Origin of the sequence: Lactobacillus sp. Sy-1, from assembly GCF_019303535.1 — a bacterium.
GTDB lineage: Bacteria > Bacillota > Bacilli > Lactobacillales > Lactobacillaceae > Nicoliella.
In genome coordinates this window covers 368,281-386,746 of the sequence record NZ_JACCIU010000001.1, presented here as the reverse complement: position 1 = coordinate 386,746, position 18,466 = coordinate 368,281, and the positions used below count along the sequence as shown (strand labels likewise).

The following is an 18,466-nucleotide window of genomic DNA, read 5'->3' as shown; positions in this document are numbered from 1 at the left end:
ATTAATTGCTTTGTACATGAATAAATTTTTGGTTTGCAAAATCATACAGACCTTGATCAGTTAACTTAATCGTTGGAATAACAGTCAGGGTTAAAAATGATAGCGTAATAAACGGATTAAAATCAATTGGTTCGCTGATTTGATGATAGGCCTTTGTAACCGCAGTTAAACCTGCGCTAGCTGATTTCCAGTCCTGACTAGACATTAGTCCCGCTACTGATAGCGGCATTGTGGCTAGTGGCTTTTGATCATCAACAACGCTAATGCCACCACCAACTTCCGTCACTTCCTGGATGGCGCGGTAGATGGCATCATCGTTGGTCCCGACCACTACTAAGTTATGCGAATCATGGGCAATTGTGGTCGCAACGGCCCCCGCCTTCAAATTAAATCCATGTACTAAACCAACCCCAACAGTTCCCAGGTCGTGATGCCGTTCAACTACCACCATTTTTAAAACATCATGATCTAAATCTGCAATGAAGTGCCCATCAGCTACTGGGACTTCTTGGATTAAATGGTCGGTCTCAATGTGGTTATTTTGAATGCCAATCACATTACAAATCGGGTGTTCACCCTTCAGTGGTAGCACTAAATCTGTCTTGTTAACGTGATGGTGCATCGTGTTTGCACTAAATTTTAACGGTTTCGTTTGTAAGTCAGCCTCAGTAATAAATTTACCGTCCTTCATGACCCGTTGAATGTCAACCTTATATGGATCACCAATCACAATTAAATCTGCAACCGCATTCGTGGCAAGGGATCCTAAGTTAGTAATCCGATGGGCAATCGCTGCATTATAGCTCGCCATCGTGTACGCCGTTTCCGGACGAATTCCGGATTGAATTGCCAAGCGGATACAATGGTCAATCCCCCCTTCTTCGAGGATCGTGTTCACAAACTTATCATCGGTACAAAATGAAAACTGATGAGCGTTGCCCTCGTTAACCACTGGAATCGTATTCAAAAGGTCCCGTTCCACGGTCCCCTCACGTAAAAAGATATTAAATCCCTCTGCCAAGCGGTCCTTAATTTGTTGCATGTCAACACTTTCGTGGTCGGTGTTAATGCCAACTTGTCGATACGTATCCAACATGGTACGGGTAAATCCAGCGCCATGCCCATCAACTTGATAGCCTAGACTAAGTGCGTCGTTAATCTTTTGCATAATCCCAGGTTCACGGTTTAAGACGGCGGGATAATCCATTACCTCGGCCAATCCCTTGACCTCTGGCTCGTCGTAAAGTGGTCGTAAGGAATCTGCATCTAACGTTGCGCCATTATTTTCAAATGGAGTTGCAGGAACCGAAGATGGTAACATTACATTAACGGATAGTGGCGTTTGGCGGGCGTCGTTAATCATGTACTGCACCCCAGGAATTCCAACAACATTGGCGATTTCATGCGGATCAGTAAAAATAGTCGTTGTTCCCTTAGGCAGGATGACCTTCGCTAATTCTGACGGAACCACCAATGAACTTTCAACGTGAACGTGGCTATCAATAAATCCGGGAACAACATATTGTTGTTCAGCATCATACGTCTTTTTAGCAGTTAGTGGTTGATCACCAGTGGCAACGATTCTCCCATGATCAATCCATAATTGGTTCGGTTCAAAACGACGGGCAAAAACATTTAAGATGTTAGCTCCTTGTACCAGTAAATCAACAGTTTTCATTTTTAATCCCCATTCCAGCAATGATTAACGCTTTAGCATTTATTTAATAATTATCAGCCATTCAAAAAACGTTGTCAACAAGCGCCATTGCGGCAAAATAAAAACACCACTTTTACAAAGTAGTGTTATCTTTCTTCATTATATTGGCCGTCAAAATCCATTGTTAGACAAATCTTACCATTAATTGAATTCTTAATTGCGTATTTTATTGCATCTTGAATGTAGCGGATGGAAAAGTTGGCATCAATTTCCGGATGCAAGACATTTCGCTGAGCAAGGTTAGCCACCTTCCAAAGCCAGTCCGGACGGACAAAGAGGTGTTCAAAATGTCCCTGGTACCATCGAAAACCAACTTCCATCATGTCGCCAAACGGATTGGTAGCAATTTCATTTTTGCCTTGGTGCACTTCAACGTAGTAACCATTAGGAGTTAAGAAACGTCGAATATAGCTGGGGGAGCGATGGCCGTTAATGATAATAATACTATCAAACTTCCCCTTTAACTGCTTTTGCCAATGTGGTTTCGCCTCGATTAAATCTTCAAAGAAGTACTTGGTAGCAAAGCTCATCCCATCTGGATAACAAACTCCAGTAACATTGGCCCCTAGCGACTGGGCATACTGAAGAGCAAACAGCCCGACTCCACCGGTAATCCCAACAATCAAGACCCGCTTATTCATTTCAATCTTTGCCCCATTCACCGCTGTGACTGCAGTTCCAGCAGCCATCGGTAGGGTGGCACAATCTTTAAAGCTTAAATTGGACGGTGTAAAAGCAACGTTTCTTTCGTCTGCACACACATATTCAGACCATGCCCCATACTGAAAATTATCGGTAATTCCAAAGACCTTGTCGCCAACTTGAATATCCTTAACATCGGCACCAACCCCATCAACAACCCCCGCAAAGTCACAACCAAAAACCTGGTTTAACGATGGGTCAATAAACCGGCTTAAAAAACGTTGTCCAATAAAATGACGGGGCTTTTTATTAAATTGTTTTTTAAATGGAACGTAATCTAAATAGTTAATTGACGAGTTCTTAACCCTTACCAAAACTTGATTCGGTTTTGGTTCCGGCCGCCGAATCGATTGAATTTTAAGACCGTCTAACATCCCAGGTTGAGTATATACGACACCCTTCAAATTTTTCACCTCCACTATACATTGGGTTTGCGTTAAATTAAAGCCGCTCGAATTTGATTTAAAATCTCAGTTTGCAATTGATTAAATTGATGTGATTCGCGATAGACAATGCTAGTTACGAATTGGGGGACGTCTCGGTCAAGCAATTTTACCTTCACGACATCTGAATTAGAATCGGACATTAGGGTACTAAAAAAGCCAATTCCAACGTTTTCCCTAATCATATTAATAATGCTGTGAATCCCGCTTGATTTAAAAACGACATTGGGCCGAAAATGGCTCCGCTTTGCCATTGAACTAATAACTTGATTATGGATAAACCCACTTTTAAATAAAATAAAATCCTCATGTTTCAAATCCTTGAAGTAAACGCCATTTCCATTTGCCAACCGATGCTGCTTAGAAACGTAAATTGCAAAGGGCCGGCGGTCAAATTCCTCAGAAGTGATGTTGGATTCTGCAAGTGGGTTAATCGAACCTAATAATGCCAAGTCCAGTTCCCCATTCTTTAAGGCGGTTAAGGTCGCTGCAGAGCCTAGCTCCACGGCTTCAATTTTATTCAATAACCCATGTTGCTTTAATTTGGTGGAAACCACAGCAAAATAACGATCTTCAATAGTGGGTGGTAATCCCAACCGCAGCTTGGCATCTTTAAGATGCTTAATTTCTGAACTAGCCAACTGCCCGTGTTTTATAATTGCCCGAGCATGTAAAAGAAGCTGCTCACCACTATCCGTAATGGCTAAGTTATGACCACGACTACGTAAGATTAATTTACTATCCAACTCTCGTTCAAGTCGTTGAAGAGCAAACGTAATCGTGGGTTGGCTAACTTTAAATTTATATGCTACCTTTGAAAAATTTTTAATTTCAGTCAATGCAATAAAATATTCTAAATCACGTGTATTCATTTACATCCCTCTCTAGTAACGTTTCTCACTTGATTATAAAAATATTTTATCATATTTTAAACTTTTGACTATCTAATATTGACAGGTTTAATATGAATTTACAAATAAATATTTTAGCATCTTTTAGAGGAGGATTTGCAATGGGATATAACATTTTAAACGATCCATTCAAAAACAAAGGAACTGCCTTTACAATGGCGGAACGAAAGGAACTGGGCATCACCGGATTGCTGCCCCCATTCGTTCAATCATTGGATGAACAGGCAGATCAAGCCTACGCTCAATTTAAAACTAAGCCTTCCAATATTGAAAAGCGGATTTTTTTAATGACCCTATTCAATGAAAATCGGGTGCTATTCTACAAGCTTTTTAGTCAACACGTAGTGGAGTTCATGCCCATTGTTTATGATCCAACCATTGCTGAATCAGTTGAAAACTATAGTGAGTTATTTGTTCAACCTCAAAATGCAACCTTCCTATCAATTGATGATCCAGAATCAATTGACGAAGCGTTAAAAAATGCTGCTGGTGACAGGGACATCCGACTGATTGTTGTTACCGACGCCGAGGGCATCCTAGGAATTGGTGACTGGGGGACGAACGGAGTGGACATTGCAGTTGGAAAACTAATGGTTTACACTGCCGCTGCTGGTATCGACCCATCACAAGTTCTTCCCGTTGTATTAGATGCCGGGACAAACAATGAACAACTATTAAACGACCCCCTCTACCTAGGTAATCACCACCGCAGAATTTACGGTGATCAGTACTATCAATTTGTTGATCAGTTTGTGAAAAGTGCTGAACGCCGTTTTCCAGATATGTACTTGCACTTTGAAGACTTCGGCCGTTCTAACGCTGCTAAGATCTTGAATCAGTATAAAGAACAGTACACCATTTTTAACGATGACATTCAAGGAACTGGAATCATTGTCCTTGCTGGTATCTTAGGAGCCCTCAACATTTCTGGTGAAAAATTAACCGACCAAAAATACCTCTGTTTTGGAGCTGGAACCGCTGGGGCTGGAATTGTTTCTAGGGTGTGTGAAGAGTTTGTTCAACAGGGATTAAGTGAGGAAGAAGCTAAAAAGCACTTCTACCTGGTTGATAAACAAGGACTATTATTTGATGATGACACCACCTTAACCCCTGAGCAAAGACCATTCGCCCGCTCCCGTTCAGAATTTAGCAATGCTGATGAATTAACCAACTTAGCAGCGGTAGTGAAGGCCGTTCACCCTACCATTATGGTCGGCACTTCCACTAAGCCCGGTTCCTTTACCGAACCCATCATTAAGGAAATGGCTGCTAATACTGACCGGCCAATCATTTTCCCCATTTCAAACCCAACTAAATTAGCAGAGGCCAAGGCCGCCGATCTATTAAAATGGACGGATGGCAAAGCCCTAATTGGAACCGGAATTCCAGTGGATGATATTGAATATAATGGGGTGACCTATCAGATTGGACAGGCCAATAATGCACTAGTTTATCCAGGACTTGGATTGGGTGCAATTGCTGCCACTGCAAGTGTTCTTAACGATGAAATGATTTCAGCGGCTGCCCATTCGCTCAGTGGAATTGTTGATCCAACGCAACCAGGAGCAGCCGTCTTACCACCAGTTTCTAAACTAGCCGTGTTCTCAGAAACGGTAGCCAAGGCCGTTGCTAATAGTGCCATTAAACAGGGGTTGACCCGTGAAGCCATTTCAGATGTTGATAAGGCAATTCAAAATACGAAATGGGATCCCAAATACTAAGCTAATGGATTCATAAAGGACTCGGCTGGATAACCGGGCCTTTTTTTGGTATTAAATGAGCAAATACTTTGTACGCTACTAAACTAAATGCTAGAATATCATTGTACTAAAAATGTAAAGTAAAAATTTGCATAAAAACTTAATTGGAGGCTTTTTTTATGGCTACAAATTACGATTATGATGTTCTTTATTTAGGTGCCGGTCACGGTACATTTGATGGTGCAATTCCATTAGCAGGAACTGGTAAAAAGGTTGCTGTTGTTGAAGCAGAAGCAATTGGTGGAACTTGTCCTAACTGGGGTTGTAACGCTAAGATTGCTTTAGATGCTCCAGTTGCTTTAACTCGTGAACAAGAAAGAATTAAAGATCAATTAAACGGTGAACAACTTACAATTAACTGGACTGCCAATATGGCACGGAAGCACTCCATCATTGATGTCTTACCAGGTGCCATTGAAGGACTGATGACAAGCGCTGGAATCGACGTTATCAAGGGTTACGGTAAGTTAACTGATCCTCACACCGTTGAAGTTGACGGCGAAAAGAAGACCGCTGACAAAATCGTAATTGCCACTGGATTAACTCCACACAAACTTAACATCCCTGGAACTGAATTAGCTCATAATAGTAAAGACTTCCTCGCATTATCACACCTTCCAAAGCGCATTACCATTGTTGGTGGTGGATACATTGCAATGGAATTTGCAACCATCGCTAACGCTGCCGGTGCTGACGTTACCGTAATGCTTCATAGTGATGTTGCACTTCGTCCTTTCTACCAACCATTCGTTAAGAAGGTCTTAGTTGACTTACAACGTCGTGGCGTTCACTTTGTTAAGAACAGTAACGTTCGCGGATTTAAGAAGGATGGCGACGCTCTTGCTGTTGAATACGGTGAAAACGATACCCTTGCAACTGACTGGATCTTAGATGCAACTGGTCGGATTCCTAACGTTCATGGCCTTGGCCTTGAAGAAGTTGGTGTTAAGTTTGATGAACGTCATGGAATTGACGTTAATGACCACCTTCAAACTAGTGTTGAAAACATCTACGCATCTGGTGATGTTATTAACAGTAAGCAACCTAAGTTAACGCCTACTGCAATCTTTGAATCCACTTACTTAACTGGATTACTATCAGGACAAAGCGATGCTCCAATCGACTTCCCTGCAGTTGGTACAAACGCCTTTACTTCACCACGGATTTCAGAAGCTGGGGTTTCAGTTGCTGATGCTGAAAACGATGATAACTACAAGGTTGTTAAGACCGACTTAAAGGATGACTGGTACTACCAAGTTGATAACGATGCCATTGCAGAACGAGCATTGGTATTTGACAAGGAAGGCCACTTAGTTGGTGCTTCTGAAGTTAGTTCCCATGCAGTTGAATCAATCAACACATTATTACCAGCAATTGAATTTAAGTTAAGCAAGGAACAAATCGGGCGGATTATCCAAATCTTCCCATCTGTTGCTAGTGATGTATGGGCAACCATCTAATCTTAAATTTAATTAATTAATAACCACTTAAAAACGAGGTGCCTTTGCACTTCGCTTTTTTGTATCTTCAGGAGGAATGCTAAATGGCAAATTATGACTATGATGTATTATTTATTGGTGCCGGCCACGGATCTGACGGTGCCCCCCTACTTGCCAAAGCTGGCTATCGGGTTGCCAAGGTGGAAGCCGAACGGGTCGGTGGTACCTGTACTAATTGGGGCTGTAACGCAAAGCTGGTTTTAGACGGTCCCGTTGAGTTGACCCGGCAACAAGAACGGATGGCAGAGGTAGTTTCTGGAAGCTTAACGCCAGATTGGGCCGCCAACATGCGCTATAAGCATGCCGTAATCGATCCCCTCGCCGATGGACTAGCGGACAAGTTCGTTAAGATGGGGATTGACATGCTTCATGGGTGGGCAACGCTGGTTGATCCTCACACCGTAAGTATCGATGGCCAGACTAAGACCGCTGACAAAATTGTTATCGCAACGGGCTTGCACCCCAATCAAATTGATGTTCCCGGGACTGAATTAGCCCATAACAGTAAGGACTTTTTAGCACTCGACAAACTTCCTAGTGACATTGTGATTATCGGCAGTGGCTACATTGCAATGGAATTTGCAACGATTGCAAATCAATTCGGTGCCCACGTTACTGTGATGATGCACGGTGACAAGGCCCTGCGTAAATTTTATCAACCATACGCTCAAGCCGTGGTAGACGATTTAAGTGCCCGGGGCGTTGACTTCATCTCCAATGCTAACGTCAGCGGCTTTGCCAAGGATGGCAACCAGTTGACCGTTAAGTATGGTGATGGACAATCCACAACTACCAACTGGATTTTAGATGCAACCGGCCGGGTGCCAAACGTTACTGGCTATGGATTGGCAGAATTAGGAATTGATTTTGACCGCCATGGAATCAAGGTTAACGACCATCTCCAGACTAACATCCCTAACATCTTTGCGGCTGGTGATATTACCGCTACAAAGTACCCTAACCTTACCCCATCCGCAACCTTTCAATCTAAGTACATTGCCCGTTTCATCAGTGGCGACACTTCCGAGCCAATCGAAGATCCTGTCATTCCGTCGGTAACCTTTACCTCCCCACGAATTGCTGAAGCTGGGGTTTCAATCGCTGAAGCTGAAGCAAGTGATCAATACCAGGTTGTTTATACCGACCTAACTAAGGACTGGTTCAGACAAGTTGATCACCAACACCTCGCAAAGCAGGCCCTCGTGTTTGATAGCCAAAAGCGGCTCGTGGGGGCTACTGAAATGAGCGAACAGGCTGATAACGCTATTGATTCGCTGTTACCAGCAATCGCACTGAAAATGAATCAGCAACAAATTCAATCCATCATTCCCCTCTTCCCATCAATTACCCACGAGGTTTGGAAAAAGTTGTAGATTAATAATTAATGTAAGCGCTTAAGACGTTTAATTTGAGCCATTTTCTACAACTATGCTAAAATAAAAGCGTGATTATATCTAGCAAGGAGGATTTTAAATTATGTCAAAAAACGATTGGTTCAAAGATTCAGTTGTTTATCAAATCTACCCAATGAGTTTTCAAGATAGTAACGGTGATGGAATCGGTGACCTTAAGGGAATCGAAAGCCGGCTTGATTACATTAAAAAGTTAGGGGCCAACACCATTTGGTTAAACCCAATTTACAAGTCCCCAAACAAGGATAATGGGTACGATATTGCTGATTATGAAGCAATTCAACCAGCATACGGAACCATGGATGACTTCGATTCCCTCCTAAGTGCAATGCACGAAAAGGGAATTAAGTTACTAATGGACTTGGTGGTTAACCACACTTCCGATCAACACGAATGGTTCCAAGAAAGTAAGAAGTCCCGTGATAATAAGTACTCCGACTTCTACATCTGGCGGGATCCAGTTGATGGCCATGAACCTAACAATTGGGGATCAAACTTCTCTGGTTCAGTTTGGACATTCGTACCTGAACGGGGTCAATACTACCTTCACTGTTTTGCAGAAGGTCAACCAGATTTAAACTGGGCAAATCCTGAAGTTCGGGAAGCAGTATTTGATTTAATGCGTTTCTGGCTTGATAAGGGCGTTGACGGCTTTAGAATGGACGTTATTAACTACATCTCTAAGCCTGAAGGCCTCCCAGATGGCACCGTTCCAAAGGGTTCTGAATTTGCTCCATGTGAACCCATGACTACTAACGGTCCCCACTTGCTTGAATACCTAAATGAAATGAACGATAAGGTGCTTTCCAAGTACGATGTGATGACAGTTGGTGAAATGCCATCTACGAACCCTGAAGATGCCGTTCGTTATGCTAACTTGGACGGTAGTGGCTTGAACATGATTTTCCAATTCGAACACGTAAGCCTCTCATTTAGTGCTGATAAAGCACTCGGTAAGTGGAACGACGCTCCGGTTAAGCTAACCGAACTTAAGCACTCGCTTTCTAGATGGCAAGAAGGGCTTGATGGTAAGAGTTGGAACAGTCTCTACTGGAACAACCACGATCAACCACGGGCCGTTTCCCGCTTTGCGAACGATGAACCAGAATTTAGAGTGCGGGCTGCTAAGATGCTCGGTACCACCCTGCATATGCTTCAAGGAACTCCTTACGTCTACGAAGGTGAAGAATTAGGAATGACTAACGCCCACTTTACTAGCATTGACCAATACGAAGACATCGAATCAGTTAACGCTTACAAGCAGTTAGTTGACCAAGAACACCTCGTTAGTGCTGACAAGATGCTTAGCTTCCTTGCTTCTCGGTCTCGTGATAACGCCAGAACCCCAATGCAATGGGATAATAGTAAGTACGCTGGCTTTACCGATGCTGCTAGACCTTGGTACCGACTAAATGCTAATTACCCTGAAATCAACGCTGCTGACGAATTAGTGGATTCCGATTCCGTTTTCTATTACTACCAAAAGTTAATCCAACTTAGAAAAGATAACGATATCATTAGATACGGTAGTTTTGAAAAGTTAGATCCAGAAGACGATGAAGTTTTTGCATACAAGCGCCACTATAACGATTTAACCTTGGTATCGATTAACAACTTCACCGCTGAAGATGTTTCTCGTGACTATCAAGTTCCAGCAGACGCCCAGTTATTAATTGGCAACTATGCTGATGACCAAGGGTCAGACTTACGCCCATACGAAAGTAAAGTTTACCTATTCTAATTTAGAACGTAAAAAAAGGCATTCAACCGAATGCCTTTTTATTATGCATGAATTAATAATTTAATGAGAACTAATGCAGCTACCACTTGAATGGCTCCCACTCCTAAACTGTAAATGGCAAATCGTTTGCCGGCCTTCAAAAAGGCTTGGAGGTTTAGCCGTAATCCAATTGCTGCCAATGCAATAATTTCACACCAACTACTTAGGAAATGGGCGGTTCCACCAATCAACGTTGGTAAATGAACCAAACTATTTGCAATGCAGAAAATCAAAAACCACATCACATACCATGGTAGGAAATCAATTTTATGCTTCTTAACGTCCTGCTCAACTTCTTCAACCACTTGCTTTTCGCTCACGTTGTGCTGATGAATTTTAGCAAACACCATTACGATTACCACCAACATGATAATCCGCATAATTTTGAATAGCGTTGCAAACTCAACGGTAGACTGGTTAACCATCGTGGCACTGGCAATTACCTGCCCCACTGATTGAACGGTTCCCCCGATTAAAGCCCCCCGGGTCATATCAACGTTACCAAAAACCACCGTTCCTAAAATTGGTAGCAAAATCATTAATACGGTCCCCATGAGGTTAACTAGGGTGATTGCCATTCCGGCATCCTCATCACTAGCATTAATCACCGGCTTAATGGAGGCAATGGCAGAAGATCCACAGACCGCATTTCCACCGGCCATCGAAAGGTAGATACCATCTTCGAAATGCAACCACTTCCCAATCATAATCGCCGCCACAATTGTAATACTCATCTGAAGAACTATGAATAATAATCCGGTCCAGTGCAGTTTAATAATCGTTTGGAAGGTAATTGTTAACCCCAGTAACATTACTGAATATTCTAGTAGCCGTTTTTCAGCAAACTTAGTTCCGGCACTTAAAACTGGTTGTTTAATGAACGTGTTCCCTAGGATAATACCTAAAATAATCGAGATTGTTGCCGCGCCCACATCTGGAATTATTAGTGTTAAAAACTGACTTACAATCGCTACTATTAAGGCCACCGCGAATCCCGGCGTCCGTTGCTTAATTGTATTTACCATCTTTATCGTCTCCCGCAATCATTGAATAACTAAATTATAACAACCCGCTTTTAATTAGAGAAGTTAATAATTATAATAGTTACTATTACTAAATCGAATTAAAAGGTGGAACCAAAATGTTTAAATACTTTCTTGCATTCCGGGCGGTATATGAGAACCGTAACTTCTCGCTAGCCGCCAAACAAATTTTTGTCTCGCAGTCGTCAGTCTCCCAACAAATCAAAAAGTTAGAGGAACTGCTGGGCGCCAGGCTTTTTACTCGTAACTCAAGAAGCCAGGTAACCCCCACCGGGCTTGCTGATCAACTCTATAATTCAGGGGTTAGTATTTTTGAAAAAGAGCAGGCCCTGCAAAGACAGCTCACCAATCATCACCCCCATCGAATTCAGTGCCGAATCGGTATTTCCAACACCACCGCTGACGTAGTGATCGCAAACGTGTTAAAGCAACTAAAGTTAAGTGCTGCCGTCAGCCTTAAGCTAACGGTGACTAACTCGACTAGAATTGCGGAGCAAATGGCTAACCACCAGCTAGAATTTGGCTTAATTGAAAAAGCAATTGTTACCCCCGGAATTGAACGGACTGCTTTTCACACCGACATCTTAGTGCACGCTGGTAACTTTACTAGTGACACTTGGCTGGAACGCGAAAACGGTTCGGGAGTTTATCATTATACAGAGGAATTCTTTAAGCAACGCAATTTGAAGCCCATGAACCGAATTATGATTGATAATAATGACCTGATTGTCCGTTGCTTAGCAGCTGGAATTGGGCAGTCGATTATTTCTAAAGATGTTTTACCAGTTGGCATTCCATTTGAGCCCCTTGATAGTAATTTTGAACGCCAGTTTTTCTTTTTAAACCGCCCTAGCTATCCATTTCACGAGTTAAGTGAATTAAAAAACCGGTTAGTTGAATTACTCCGGGTGAATTAGAAACCCCTGATAATTATTAAGATTACTTTAAATTGTCCGTTAAGTTCGTTATAATTAAACGGTACTTATTAAGGAGGAATTATTTTGAAATTCGCAGATTTAAAATCAGAAGCCAAGGCCCAGTTGAATCCACACTATGGGTTCTTCCTGCTCCTTTTGATTCCAACATATGCTGTAAGCGGATTGAATGCTTGGCTTTGGTCTAGTCAGGCTAGTCAATTATTTAGCTCAATTCTTGTTGAAAATAGTAACGTTGCCAACGGCAGCATCAACAACGTTAACAGTGTTAATACATCCAACTATGTTAATAATGTCCTATCACTGCTTGCAACCTCACTATTGCTTAGTGCGATGTTCGTGATGATCAAGGCGATGCGGGGACAGGAAAGCGACTTCACCGGAGGATTCTCCAAGGCGTTCAACATCTTTACCAAGGGTGATTATTTCTTTGGCGCCTTCGTGGTCGGATTGTTGAAAAACATTTACATTTTACTATGGTCAATTTTATCAACTGTAATTTCAGTGATTGCCATCGTATGTGCAGTGTTACTTGTTAAGCAGGGAATCCTGTTCGCAATCCTGTTGTTCGCTGGAATCCTAATTGCAATTGCGACGATGGTTCTTGTATTTGCAAAGCAGTTAGCCTATTCCCAATCTCAATACATCTTTAGAGATGCAATCGATAGCGGTAACCCCATTGGATACAATGAAGCAATTACAAAGAGTCGCAAACTGATGAATGGACACAAGGGAGAATTATTCCTGTTGATCCTAAGCTTTATTCTCTGGTACTTGCTAAGTGCAATTACCCTTGGCATTGCTGGCGTTTTATATGTTACGCCATACACCAAGTTAACCTATGCTAACTACTATGTAAAATTAGTGGATTCAGAAAATAAATAGTTTCTATCATTAGATAGTAAAAAGGCCAACCCACTGGGTTGACCTTTTTTAATTTAACTATTTAACGTTAGTTTGGCTCGGGTTACTTGAACGGTTCACCTTATTTGCATTTCCTTGATTATGAAATTGGCTTAAGATCGCTAATTTCTTAGACATGTTAAAGTGGCTCATTCTTTGGGGCCGACTGTTTCTTTTAGTCCGACCAAATTGACGAGGTTGCCCTTGGTAAGTCGTTGCTGCGTGAACACTAGTAGTACCCTCAAAAACCGGTGCAACAGCCAATGGCAATGCAAGTAGTAAGCCGATTAATAGTCTCTTTGATTTCATAATTGTACGCTCCTGTATTTTTAATACCCTTATTTTAACAGTAACCATTACTAAAGACCAGCTATTTTATTAAAAATATCTTAAATGTATACCAAAAGTTCATTATTTCTGGTAAGATTGTGTTTACTATTAATAAGGAGGTGTAGCACATGGATAGTGGCCCTGATCTCTTGAGACCAAGGTATATCATTGCTCTTCATTATTTTCTCATTGAGTAATCACTTCAAGGTAGCGATTCACACTTTGATTTATACTTAAGGAGATTAATATTATGAAGGATTTTAAATTAACTGACGAGGAAATTCAGAATAAGTATCAGATTAAAGATTTTGAAAGCGGACTGACAAGCTCACAAGCAAGTGAACGATTAGCCCAAAATGGACCCAATGAACTTCAGTTCAAAAAGGACTCCAAATTAAAGCTATTTCTGCGCCAATTTAATGAAGTCATTATCTATGTACTAATTCTTTCTGCCATTATAACCCTGTTGATGCGTCACTATTCTGACTCATTGATTATTACGTTAGTGGTACTAGCTAACGCCATCATTGGTTATTATCAGGAAGCAAACGCCTCAAACGCATTGGACAAAATTAGATCGATCTTAGCAACTAACTCGACGGTTTACCGTGACGGCAAGCGAATCGACATCCCCACTAATGAAATCGTGGTCGGTGATGTTGTCTTCCTTGAGGCCGGCGACCGGGTCCCAGCAGACTTAAGATTAGTTGATACCGATAACTTAAGAATTCAAGAATCCGCCCTCACTGGTGAATCGGATTCAATCGAAAAGGACGCTGCGGTCATTACTGAAGACCACCCGTCACTAGCTGAACAAGCTAACATCGCCTTTTCTTACACTTCCGTTACTTCTGGAAGTGGGACCGGGGTGGTAATCGCGACTGGGAATGACACCGAAATCGGTCAAATTTCACAGGAAGTTAATAACACGACCGAAAGAAAGACCCCGTTAATGAACGAATTGGACCAACTTGGAAAGTGGGTCTCATACGTAATCATGGGGGTTTCCGTAATCCTGTTCTTAATCGGGCTTTATTTCGAAACCTACTCTGTTTCAGTCCTCGCCTTAGCCGTGGTTGCCATGGTTGTGGGTTCAATTCCTGAAGGCCTTCCCGCTACGACTTCCGTGGTCTTATCACGAGGCGTTAGCGATATGGCTAAGAATAAAAATACGATTGTAAAGAGTTTGCCGGCCGTTGAAACACTGGGTTCCGTGGACGTCGTAGCAACTGATAAGACGGGGACGTTAACCCAAAATGAAATGACTGCGACGGACGTGTTGCTACCAAGTGGGACCTACCACGTTACCGGAACTGGTTACCAACCAGATGGCCAAATCCTAGATGATAACGACCAACCGGTAAAAAGTAAGGAGCTTCAGTTATTCTTAGATGCTGGATTTGAAGCTAACGATACGACCCTAAACCGCGAAGATGGTCGTTGGGAGATCAACGGTGAACCAACCGATGGAGCCTTCTTGACCCTATACCACAAGGGAACTCAATCAATGGACAATCCACAGTACCAAGAAGTGGACTTGCTACCGTTCGATTCCGCATTTAGATACATGGGGAAGGTCGTCGTTAACCCTGCTGGTCAGAAGTTCCTATTCGTTAAGGGGGCTCCTGATAAGGTGTTAGCACTAGCTAAGAAGACCGATCCAAACTTTGATACCCAGGCTTGGGAAGATAAGGTTCACGCCCTTTCTAAGACTGGAAAACGGGTCATCGCAGTCGGTTACAAGCCCGTTGCTGATAATGTTAATGAAATTAACCACGAGTTAATTACCTCTGGAATTCAATTCCTAGGGCTAGCCGGAATTATTGATCCACCCCGTGAAGAAGTTGTTCAAGCCCTGAAGGAAATGAACGCTGCCGGAGTGGAAGTTAAAATGATTACTGGTGATAACCCTGTAACCGCTAAGGCAATTGGTGAAAAACTAGGCTTAGCTCCTGAAATTCACGCTATTACGGGTGCTGAACTTGATCAATTAAACGATGAAGAGTTCACCAAGGCCGTATTAGAAAACCAAGTATTTGCTAGAACCACTCCACAGAACAAGCTCCAAATTATCAAAGCCCTTCAGGCTGCCGGCAAGGTAACTGCCATGACCGGTGATGGAATTAATGATGCCCCCGCTCTGAAGCGAGCTGACATTGGGGTTGCGATGGGAATCAAAGGAACTGACGTTGCCAAGGATTCTGCCGATATGGTGCTAACCGATGATAACTTCGGAACCCTATCGACGGCCATCCGTGAAGGCCGCCGAATTTACGATAACATCAAGAAGAGTATTCGATTCTTGCTTCCAACTTCATTCGCTGAAGGATTAATCATTGCCTTTACAATTCTGACTAAGAACGACATGCCGTTAAATGCGACCCAGTTACTCTGGATCAACATGGTTTCCGCAATTACAATTCAATTCGTGTTCATCTTTGAACCAGCTGAAAAGAACATCATGTTGAAAAAGCCACGGGATAACAATAGCTCCCTGCTAAGCAAGGCTGACATGGTTCGAATGGCCTACATTTCTTCGGTAATGGCCATCTGTGGAATCGTCGTCTTTGACGCCTTAATTGCTGGTGGTTGGAGTATTGAAGTGGCAAGTACGGTTGTGGTGAACGTAATCGTGTTCGGTAAGATTTTCTACCTATTCTACATTCGAACTAGTGAACCACTATTCTCCAAGTCATTCTTTAGTAACCCCGCTGCATTCTGGATCATTGGATTAATGATCTGCTTCCAATTCATATTAACTTACGTTCCATTCATGCAAGACCTATTTAAAACGGATGGGATGCCACTATCTGGATGGTTAATTTCAATTGCTGCCGGAATCGTGGTCCTCGCCCTTTCCGAAGTTGATAAGCTGGTTTCTAAACGACTCAAAATTGACTAATTCAAAGGACTAGTGAGCAAACGCTCGCTGGTCCTTTTATGTTAAAATATTAGTAAATTAAACTTTTGGAGGAAACCATGAATTTTTCAACGTTAAAACAAAATGCAAATCAAGAATTTCTGAAGCATTTTAGTTTCTACTTTATCTTATTTTTACCATACCTGATTCTGCAGTCGATTGGCGGATTGCTATCAAGTAAAACTTCCAGTGATTTAACAAATGCAATCGCTAATGGAACCAACGGCTTAGCGGACGTTTATAGTCGATGGGAAATTAACCTATCCTATTTAATTTTATTCCTGATTGCAATCGTTTCAGCTGGGATTTCACTTCAGGTTTTAAGCATCATTCGGCATCAATCTGATCATCAACACCCGTTTGATAAATCAACTAAGATCTTTAGTAGTCCAATGCTATGGGGATTAATTGGTACCATTTTATTACAATTCATATTCATCATTTTGTGGATGTTCGTCCTAATCGTTCCTGGGCTTATTAAATCCTTTTCATATTCACAGGCAATCTACATCTACCGTGATGCCTACGTAAGTGGTCAAAAAATTACGCCCCTTCAAGCCATTACCAAAAGTCGTCAAATGATGAACGGGCATAAGGGCGAATTATTCATTCTCCAATTAAGCTTCATTGGATGGTTCTTATTAATGGGAATTGCTAATTCATTTACAATTATCCCAATCCTAGGAATCTTCGTGTTGCCGTATTTCCAAATTACAATGGTCAATTACTACGACCAATTAAGACAACTATAAAATATAAAAAGTGTTGAGTAACTGGGTGCGCCCAATCACTCAACACTTTTTTTAATTACTTGACCCTCAGCGGTAACTTGAAAGGTCCCAATTTCACCATCAGCCCCGGCTTGAACGGCCTGCCGATCCAATCCCTGAACAATAAATACTAGTGATGCTGGATCAAAAGCAATTGGCACTAAGATTGCATCATTCTCCGCTAACTTTAAGTGTTGCAGCAAAGCACGCTCAGCATCGTTAAATGATTTAACTGGATGCTCACCAGTTAAATTCGTTGACGGCCAAAAGTAGCCAAATTCTCCCCGATATTTCACCTTAATTAAATTGTGGTGCCGTTCTAATACTTGAATTAATTCTGCCATTGTTTAATTCCCCCAATAATGAGTTTAGTGAGGTAGTAACCAATCACCACCCCTAACAAATTTGAAATTACGTCATTAATATCGACAGTTCGTTGAAAATTGGCTAGGTTATCCAGAAATAGTTGCCCAAATTCAATGAATCCACCAGTCAACGCTCCTAGCCCGACCACTGCACTAATCGTCATTGGATGCGGGTTCAATCTCATCACGAATCCACCTAGTGGAATCGTCATCGCTACGTTCAACCAAAAACCCTCGGTAAGCAGCTCTTGAAATGGCATGTAAACAATTTGGGCATGTCCATAGGTAAACGATGATAGCTCCGGATAACTGCCCAGTTGAACTGCAATCGGAAAACGGGGAGTAAAGCAGAGAAGTGCAACTATCATTAGATAAATAACTAATAATCCCTGTGTTACTCGTAGCTGCCAATGATTTAAATTTGTCATTCTCATCAGCTCCTTTACTTTAAACCCAATTATAAACAAAAAGGATCACCATTCCATAACAGAATGATGGTCCTTGAGATTAATTTAAACTATCTAATTACCATTACTGAAGTTGGTGAGTACTTCGCCATGTAAGCAGCTTGACTTCCAAAGTGACGGGCAATTCCCTTCTTGGATTGAGAACCAATCACTAGTAGATCTGGTTCAACATGGGGAATTACATCCTTTACGATTGTTTCACCGGCATCACCGGAGGCAACAATTGCTTGAACGTCCTTAACCCCAGCTTGCTTAGCTTGTTCAACATACTTTTGCATATGTTCTTCTAAGTCTTTCTTTTCACCGTGCATGTAGTCCCTGGTCAACGCCTCATAAACGTTAATTTCTTCAGTTTCTAAAACGGAAACTAGAATTAACTGTGCATCGTCGCGTTTGGCTCGTTCAATGGCATACCGAAAAGCTAAAATTGCGTCGTCGGAATCATCAACTCCGACTAAGATTCTTTGAAATTGATCCATTAATTACACCTCTTATTTAAAGTTGGTTAA

Annotated in this window: 16 protein-coding genes; 8 read left to right on the top strand and 8 right to left on the bottom strand. The window is 42.0% G+C overall.

Annotated features, from left to right (window positions below; genetic code table 11):
- Nucleotide 1: 1 nt before the first annotated feature.
- The 3 genes from ade to HZL42_RS01825 all read right to left on the bottom strand — a co-directional run bounded on the left by ade (nt 2) and on the right by HZL42_RS01825 (nt 3,734).
- Entirely contained in the window at nt 2–1,678 is a 1,677-nt protein-coding gene (gene ade / locus HZL42_RS01835; RefSeq protein WP_219054008.1) for an adenine deaminase, read from the bottom strand.
- Nucleotides 1,679–1,803: 125 nt separating this feature from the next.
- The gene (locus HZL42_RS01830) at nt 1,804–2,823 is read right to left on the bottom strand and encodes an NADP-dependent oxidoreductase (RefSeq protein ID WP_219054007.1); all 1,020 of its coding nucleotides are present in this window, start codon (nt 2,821–2,823) and stop codon (nt 1,804–1,806) included.
- 32 nt (nt 2,824–2,855) lie between these two features.
- Nucleotides 2,856–3,734 carry a LysR family transcriptional regulator gene (locus HZL42_RS01825; protein ID WP_219054006.1) on the bottom strand — a complete coding sequence of 293 codons (879 nt, stop codon included), beginning with the start codon at nt 3,732–3,734 and terminating at the stop codon, nt 2,856–2,858.
- Nucleotides 3,735–3,874: 140 nt separating this feature from the next.
- On the opposite strand from HZL42_RS01825, the gene HZL42_RS01820 reads away from it, so the two are divergent.
- From HZL42_RS01820 to HZL42_RS01805, 4 genes are all read left to right on the top strand, one after another.
- Nucleotides 3,875–5,494: a malolactic enzyme gene (locus HZL42_RS01820; RefSeq protein ID WP_219054005.1), complete on the top strand. Its 1,620-nt coding sequence runs from the start codon at nt 3,875–3,877 to the stop codon at nt 5,492–5,494.
- A gap of 158 nt (nt 5,495–5,652) precedes the next feature.
- Nucleotides 5,653–6,993, top strand: a complete 1,341-nt coding sequence (locus tag HZL42_RS01815) for an NAD(P)/FAD-dependent oxidoreductase (protein WP_219054004.1) — start codon at nt 5,653–5,655, stop codon at nt 6,991–6,993.
- Nucleotides 6,994–7,076: 83 nt separating this feature from the next.
- On the top strand, nt 7,077–8,405 hold the full coding sequence (locus HZL42_RS01810) for an NAD(P)/FAD-dependent oxidoreductase (protein ID WP_219054003.1): 1,329 nt from the start codon (nt 7,077–7,079) through the stop codon (nt 8,403–8,405).
- 103 nt (nt 8,406–8,508) lie between these two features.
- The gene (locus tag HZL42_RS01805; protein ID WP_219054002.1) at nt 8,509–10,185 is read left to right on the top strand and encodes an alpha-glucosidase; all 1,677 of its coding nucleotides are present in this window, start codon (nt 8,509–8,511) and stop codon (nt 10,183–10,185) included.
- 41 nt (nt 10,186–10,226) lie between these two features.
- Here HZL42_RS01805 and HZL42_RS01800 read toward each other — a convergent pair whose 3' ends face one another.
- Complete coding sequence (locus HZL42_RS01800) at nt 10,227–11,249, bottom strand: YeiH family protein (protein ID WP_219054001.1); 1,023 nt, start codon at nt 11,247–11,249, stop codon at nt 10,227–10,229.
- A 116-nt stretch (nt 11,250–11,365) separates the two neighbouring features.
- On the opposite strand from HZL42_RS01800, the gene HZL42_RS01795 reads away from it, so the two are divergent.
- Nucleotides 11,366–12,184 carry a LysR family transcriptional regulator gene (locus HZL42_RS01795; RefSeq protein ID WP_219054000.1) on the top strand — a complete coding sequence of 273 codons (819 nt, stop codon included), beginning with the start codon at nt 11,366–11,368 and terminating at the stop codon, nt 12,182–12,184.
- 84 nt (nt 12,185–12,268) lie between these two features.
- Complete coding sequence (locus HZL42_RS01790; protein WP_219053999.1) at nt 12,269–13,087, top strand: DUF975 family protein; 819 nt, start codon at nt 12,269–12,271, stop codon at nt 13,085–13,087.
- 57 nt (nt 13,088–13,144) lie between these two features.
- Here the strand turns inward: HZL42_RS01790 and HZL42_RS01785 are convergent, their stop codons facing one another.
- A complete protein-coding gene (locus HZL42_RS01785; protein WP_219053998.1) occupies nt 13,145–13,414 on the bottom strand; it encodes a hypothetical protein in 270 nt (89 codons plus the stop codon).
- 271 nt (nt 13,415–13,685) lie between these two features.
- On the opposite strand from HZL42_RS01785, the gene HZL42_RS01780 reads away from it, so the two are divergent.
- Nucleotides 13,686–16,337, top strand: coding sequence for an HAD-IC family P-type ATPase (locus HZL42_RS01780; RefSeq protein WP_255552528.1), 2,652 nt, complete (start codon nt 13,686–13,688; stop codon nt 16,335–16,337).
- Between the two features lie 77 nt (nt 16,338–16,414).
- The gene (locus tag HZL42_RS01775; RefSeq protein ID WP_219053997.1) at nt 16,415–17,107 is read left to right on the top strand and encodes a DUF975 family protein; all 693 of its coding nucleotides are present in this window, start codon (nt 16,415–16,417) and stop codon (nt 17,105–17,107) included.
- 35 nt (nt 17,108–17,142) lie between these two features.
- Here HZL42_RS01775 and HZL42_RS01770 read toward each other — a convergent pair whose 3' ends face one another.
- From HZL42_RS01770 to HZL42_RS01760, 3 genes are all read right to left on the bottom strand, one after another.
- On the bottom strand, nt 17,143–17,469 hold the full coding sequence (locus HZL42_RS01770; protein ID WP_219053996.1) for a hypothetical protein: 327 nt from the start codon (nt 17,467–17,469) through the stop codon (nt 17,143–17,145).
- A complete protein-coding gene (locus HZL42_RS01765) occupies nt 17,457–17,918 on the bottom strand; it encodes a VanZ family protein (RefSeq protein ID WP_219053995.1) in 462 nt (153 codons plus the stop codon). Before HZL42_RS01765 ends, HZL42_RS01770 begins: the two co-directional genes overlap by 13 nt.
- A gap of 89 nt (nt 17,919–18,007) precedes the next feature.
- Complete coding sequence (locus tag HZL42_RS01760) at nt 18,008–18,436, bottom strand: universal stress protein (RefSeq protein ID WP_219053994.1); 429 nt, start codon at nt 18,434–18,436, stop codon at nt 18,008–18,010.
- Nucleotides 18,437–18,466: the final 30 nt, after the last annotated feature.